This window comes from Microcystis sp. M049S2, assembly GCF_020245625.1.
Taxonomy (GTDB): domain Bacteria; phylum Cyanobacteriota; class Cyanobacteriia; order Cyanobacteriales; family Microcystaceae; genus Microcystis; species Microcystis ichthyoblabe_A.
The window spans coordinates 1-5,001 of sequence record NZ_JADBUN010000027.1 but is presented as its reverse complement, the minus strand read 5'-3'; the positions used below and the strand labels follow the sequence as shown (position 1 = coordinate 5,001).

Annotated in this window: 6 protein-coding genes and 1 pseudogene; 4 read left to right on the top strand and 3 right to left on the bottom strand. The window is 41.7% G+C overall.

Going from position 1 to position 5,001, the window contains the following annotated elements; translation table 11 throughout:
- Positions 1 to 274 precede the first annotated feature (274 nt).
- The 4 genes and pseudogenes from IM496_RS02275 to IM496_RS02260 form a co-directional block, all read left to right on the top strand.
- A complete protein-coding gene (locus IM496_RS02275) occupies positions 275 to 622 on the top strand; it encodes a DUF433 domain-containing protein (protein WP_045358164.1) in 348 nt (115 codons plus the stop codon).
- Positions 600 to 959, top strand: a complete 360-nt coding sequence (locus IM496_RS02270; protein WP_002732058.1) for a DUF5615 family PIN-like protein — start codon at positions 600 to 602, stop codon at positions 957 to 959. Before IM496_RS02275 ends, IM496_RS02270 begins: the two co-directional genes overlap by 23 nt.
- A gap of 238 nt (positions 960 to 1,197) precedes the next feature.
- On the top strand, positions 1,198 to 1,554 hold the full coding sequence (locus tag IM496_RS02265; RefSeq protein WP_287661123.1) for a type II toxin-antitoxin system PemK/MazF family toxin: 357 nt from the start codon (positions 1,198 to 1,200) through the stop codon (positions 1,552 to 1,554).
- A 28-nt stretch (positions 1,555 to 1,582) separates the two neighbouring features.
- Positions 1,583 to 1,654, top strand: a pseudogene (locus IM496_RS02260) (photosystem Q(B) 2 domain protein); the annotation flags it as partial.
- 121 nt (positions 1,655 to 1,775) lie between these two features.
- Here the strand turns inward: IM496_RS02260 and IM496_RS02255 are convergent.
- The 3 genes from IM496_RS02255 to IM496_RS02245 all read right to left on the bottom strand — a co-directional run bounded on the left by IM496_RS02255 (position 1,776) and on the right by IM496_RS02245 (position 4,696).
- A complete protein-coding gene (locus IM496_RS02255; protein WP_287661122.1) occupies positions 1,776 to 2,843 on the bottom strand; it encodes an endonuclease/exonuclease/phosphatase family protein in 1,068 nt (355 codons plus the stop codon).
- A gap of 340 nt (positions 2,844 to 3,183) precedes the next feature.
- Positions 3,184 to 3,558, bottom strand: a complete 375-nt coding sequence (locus tag IM496_RS02250) for a putative quinol monooxygenase (protein ID WP_287661121.1) — start codon at positions 3,556 to 3,558, stop codon at positions 3,184 to 3,186.
- Positions 3,559 to 3,898: 340 nt separating this feature from the next.
- A complete protein-coding gene (locus tag IM496_RS02245) occupies positions 3,899 to 4,696 on the bottom strand; it encodes a formylglycine-generating enzyme family protein (RefSeq protein WP_194017919.1) in 798 nt (265 codons plus the stop codon).
- Positions 4,697 to 5,001 lie beyond the last annotated feature (305 nt).

The window sequence follows — 5,001 nt, the reverse complement described above, 5'->3', positions numbered from 1 at the left end:
GGTACCTGGGCCGATGTGTTAAACCGCGCTGGTATCGGTATGGAAGTAATGCACGAGCGCAACGCTCACAACTTCCCCTTAGACTTAGCTAGTGGTGAACAGGCTCCTGTGGCTCTGACCGCTCCCGCTATCAATGGTTAAGTTCTAGTCTGAACGAAAAGGCACTCCCGCGAGGGGGTGCTTTTTTGTTGTTAGAATCATAATATTCAAGGAGAGATTTATTGGTTTGTGATGATACAAAAAAGTACGAATTTATCAATAGGAGTATTAACCGATGCAACTCGAAGACTACTTTAATTTTTTGACTCCCAATGACATTCGCTTAAAAAACTCCCGCATTGGCATTGAAACTATCTTATATGAATACATTTACCGCGCCCGTACCCCTGAAGAGATTGGGCAAATTTATCCTACCCTTACCCTAGAACAAATCCATGCCACTATTCTCTATTACCTGCACGAAAAAGACCGAGTTAGTCAATATCTGGCAGAATGGCTAGAACATTGTCAAAAAGGAGAACAAGAACAGGATTTGAACCCTCCCGCTTTTGTGGAGAAAATGCGGAAATTCAAGGCGGAAATAGCAGCAGAAAATATCAATGAGTATTCAGTATCTAATTGATGAAAATTTACCGCCGCTGTATCGGGAGCAATTATTGCGCCGTCACTCTGATTTAACGGTTTGGATGATTGGCGAACCTGGTGTTCCGTCGAAAAGCACCTTAGACCCAGAAATTTTAATTTGGTGCGAAGCAAATCACTTTATTTTAGTCACAAATAATCGGACTTCTATGCCTGTTCATTTAGCTGATCATCTGGCACAAAGTCGTCATAGTCCAGGGATTTTTGTCTTGCGTCCTAAAGCAACAATCAAAGAGATTATTGAGAATTTAATTCTCATTGCTTTATTAGGCGATGCCCAAGATTATCAAGACCGGATTACTCATATTCCTTTATAAATACTACTTGCTGTTTCTGTTTTATTTTTAGTTGTCTTAGGCGTTGAATCAGGGGAGATGAAGATAAACAATGGTTATTGGAGAAGTTACATCAATAATTAGGATTGAATAATCAAAAAATAACTAAACAGGTATTAATAGATAGTTGGAATGAAGCTTATAGTGATAGATCGGATGAATCAGAAACTTTGATGTTAGAGGGAACACGCCATCATCAACGCCAATTATCTGAGTAAATATGACGATTTTTCAAGGTGAGATTTATTGGATTGATGTAGGAAAACCACATGGTTCTGAACCTGCTTATCTTTGTCCTTGTGTTGTGGTGCGAAATGATGCTCTGAATCAGTCACAAATTGGGACGGTTATTGTGTGTCCATTAACAACCAATTTGAGACGAGCAAAAGCTATTGGTAATGTTTTATTGAATGAGGGTGAAGGGAATTTACCTGAATCCAGTGTTTTTAATGTTTCACAGGTTTTTACGGTTGATAAACGTCTTTTAACAGAGTCTATCGGAAGACTTTCTCGGGAAAAAATAAAATTAATTATTCAGGGAATTAAGTTGGTTATTGAACCTCAAGAACTCGAATAATAGGGGTTATAAAAGGATTTAAAGAATCCATTTTCCCTTAGACTTGGCTAGTGGTGAACAAGCTCCCGTAGCTCTGACCGCCCCTGCTATCAATGGTTAAGTTCTAATCAAATAATTACGACGAAAAAGGTCGGGGTGAGCTAATGTTCGCCCCGACCTTTTTTGTACATTATGAAATGTTAAACAACCAAATTCGCTCGATAATTCCTGAATGTCATCGGCTAAGATACTTTTAACTCGGCCTTGACGATACGATGATCCGGGAATCCCGTGGCATCTTTAGAGCAATCAAAAGGAACTATAGAAGAACTCGCCGACCAATTTTTGGCAGTTCCACCGACAAAAACAGCATCTAAGATACTGTTAAAATTTGGATTACATTGAGTGGATAGACAATTATTAGAAGCTAAACAATCCGGTTGAATCCACTTTAATATGTTGTCTTGATTTAGTTTATTGAAAGCCGTATTACCTCTTCGTTCATCGAGATCAAAATCAAAGTTAAAGTCTCCCACTATAATCGTCGGTAAACTTTGCTGATTGCTCCAATTTCTGACAAAATCAGCCTGTTGGTTTCTTCTTTCCTCTTCACGACGGTTGAAATGGTTGACCATAAATAAAAATTCGGTTCCGTTCGCAAGAAGTTTAAATTTACCCACAAGCGGATTTCTTGACCCTCCAGAACCAGATAAATTATTGATAGAACCCACTAATTCTAACTGACTTTGATCGTAAGCGATCGCTAATCTATCTTGACCGCCCGTTTCTCCCAAGACCGAGGTAAATTTTGAACCCATGGCTTGAGTAAACTGATCGAGGTCGTCCTGATTCATCACCTCTTCAAGACCCCAAAGAATGACCTCTGGATGCTTTGTAATTTCCTCGGCCACTTTATCGGGGGTGGTGTCTCTGGGGTTAAAGTTTGGTGATTCTACGTTATAGGTGGCTAATTTCAACCCGTTTATAGGACGAGGATTCGGAGGGGGGTTAACCGAATCTTCCAAAACTTGAGCGACATATTTTTCTATAATCCAACCTTGTTGGGAGGGGATTTGTACTTTTAGCCAATGCTTTTCCCTATCGGTTTCGGTCACTGTGGCCGTTACACCATCGGGTAATCTTCCCTTTAAACTCGGAAAAGGATTTTCGTGCAAAGGAATACCTTGAGGATGTGTGGCTTTAAGCTGTACTTGCTGACCTACCTCTACATCTAAGGCGAGGGCTGGGTCGGCAAAGATAAAGCCTCCCCAAGCTACTATCAAGATGACAATACCGAGCAGTCTTTTCATGTGTTTGACCTGTACGGTTTACTGTTCATGATCGTAAACGTTTAGGGGTGAAAGCGGCACTCACAGGAAAGGAGATTCTGTCTTTGATTGAACGTTATTTTCGATTAGTTGTCCCGTAGGTCTGTTACCGAGGGGAGAGGGAAGGGGAACCGAGGGGGTGACTTCACTCGACGCGGCGTATAGTATCGGAATAAAGGGCTGTGTTCTTATTATGTACTGAAAATTTAATTGTCTCTCAATTTTTCTAATAGTTGGGCGCAAGACAAATTCACCAAAGAAACAAGCAACCCGGTGCGTTTCGAGATGGGAAGTAGGGCATCTCTTTTCTGTCAGTCTGGGGTTAGGCTTCGCTGGTGCGGCGAATACCTTCGTCGAGAATGAAGAACTGAGGGTTAAGAGAAGCCAAAGGCTCTCGCAGCTTTTCGATTTCGGCAGCGGGAGCGTGAACTTCTAGGCGAATAATCTTGGCGATTTTGAGAAGTTCGTCTAGCAGTTCCCCAACGTTTTGCAGGTGGGCAAGAACTGCGGAAGCATCGACGTAACCCTCGCGGCAATGAACAATATTATCGCTAAAGGAAAAAGCATAATGGATACAGCCCTCTTCGGTGCGGGTTCTCTCCATGAACTTGGGGCTTAGTTCCTTGAACACAGCAATTTTTCCTTCTGGTACTTCAAAGTAGGGTACGAGGGTACAGCAAGTATCGATTTTGAACATTAGATTCTCCTTTTAGGTGTTGCGGGGGGATATCCCGTGTTTGTGGTGCAGAAAAGGTTATCTCAGGGGTTGTCCAGACCGTGCGATCCTACAGAATCATGCTCTGCTGTCGGGCTGAACGGCTGTCTGACAAAATATAATACACTTCAGGTCAACCCGTGTGCAACTTTTGGAGAAGTTAAGAAAAAGCGATCGCTAACTCAAACAAGGTAGAATGAAAAGCTGAATATCATAATTATTACCAGTGGGATAAGTAAGTAGTTATCCTAAATCCGTTGAGTAACCCACAGAAAAAGGGTTTCTCGGAGAAACCCTTTTTCTACTCATGCAAGAAAAAGGGTTACAAAGTCCTCCCAGCACCGCACACCACCCGAAAACCGCCGCCGTTGCCGTAGTCGCGGCGGTTATCGTAGCTGCGGCAAGCAGAACTGCAGTAATAGGGATTGTAGTACCAAGAACCGCCCCGCAGAGCTTTATATGCCTGATTTTGCTGTTTTTTGCTCTTTTTTATCTCCTCATAGTTTTCGCGCCAATCATCTTGACACCACTCCCAGACATTTCCGTGCATATCATATAAACCAAAGTCGTTGGCGTAGAATTGCCCAACAGGGGTGGTTTTTTGGAGATTGTTATTATAGTTGGCTAAATCTGGGGTAAGAATTTCCCCAAAGTGATAGGGGGGATAGGTTTCTCCTTTGTCGAGATTTAAGGGTTTGGTTTGCGCTCGACAAGCGTACTCCCACTCAGCTTCCGTTGGTAGCCTATATTTTCTTTTACTTAATTTAGATAGCCTTTGGCAAAATTCTACAGCATCTAACCAAGATACCCTTTCAACGGGGTTTGTGCTGCCTTTAAACTCCGATGGCTCTGGTTTTAAATCTTGCTCTACTTTTAAATCTTCTCTTTGGGCAATATATAACCATTGAGCTTGGGTAATGGGATAAATACCCATCAAGAAGTTTTTCAGGGTGACGTTGTGTTGGGGCTTTTCACTTGTATTACCACTTTCTTGTTCTGAAGAACCCATTGTAAAGGTTCCCGATGGTATTTTGACTAATTCTATTTCTAGGTCATCGGTGAGTTTTTCTCTATAGATTAAAAGACGTTTTTGGGTCTTTTGGATGATTATTGTAGGCATAAGTAAGGTTTGCTGAATAAATATGAAATATAGACGAGGTAAGGGTTTTAGTGTTCTGTATCGGCCCGCGTCCTGTAGGGGCGAAGCATTCGGGCATAACCTATCGGTGAAACCGTAGATTTTCTATCCGAATGCTTCGCCCGTACTTTTTCAGCAAGCCCTAAGTAGGGCTTGCTGAAAAAGTCATTGAAAAGTACAGGTCTCTTAATCAATGATTTCACTTAGCTACAAGCATAAGCTTTAGTTGTTGATTAATTTTTAAGTTATAACTTATCCTAATCATTGACCGAGAAAAAGTGCTGTTT

Excerpts from the sequence above, each read along its gene's own strand:
- IM496_RS02275 (WP_045358164.1), top strand. The coding sequence starts at position 275 with ATGCAACTCGAAGACTACTTTAATTTTTTGACTCCCAATGACATTCGC.
- IM496_RS02270 (WP_002732058.1), top strand. The coding sequence starts at position 600 with ATGAGTATTCAGTATCTAATTGATGAAAATTTACCGCCGCTGTATCGG.
- IM496_RS02265 (WP_287661123.1), top strand. The coding sequence starts at position 1,198 with ATGACGATTTTTCAAGGTGAGATTTATTGGATTGATGTAGGAAAACCA.
- IM496_RS02255 (WP_287661122.1), bottom strand. The coding sequence starts at position 2,843 with ATGAAAAGACTGCTCGGTATTGTCATCTTGATAGTAGCTTGGGGAGGC.
- IM496_RS02250 (WP_287661121.1), bottom strand. The coding sequence starts at position 3,558 with ATGTTCAAAATCGATACTTGCTGTACCCTCGTACCCTACTTTGAAGTA.
- IM496_RS02245 (WP_194017919.1), bottom strand. The coding sequence starts at position 4,696 with ATGCCTACAATAATCATCCAAAAGACCCAAAAACGTCTTTTAATCTAT.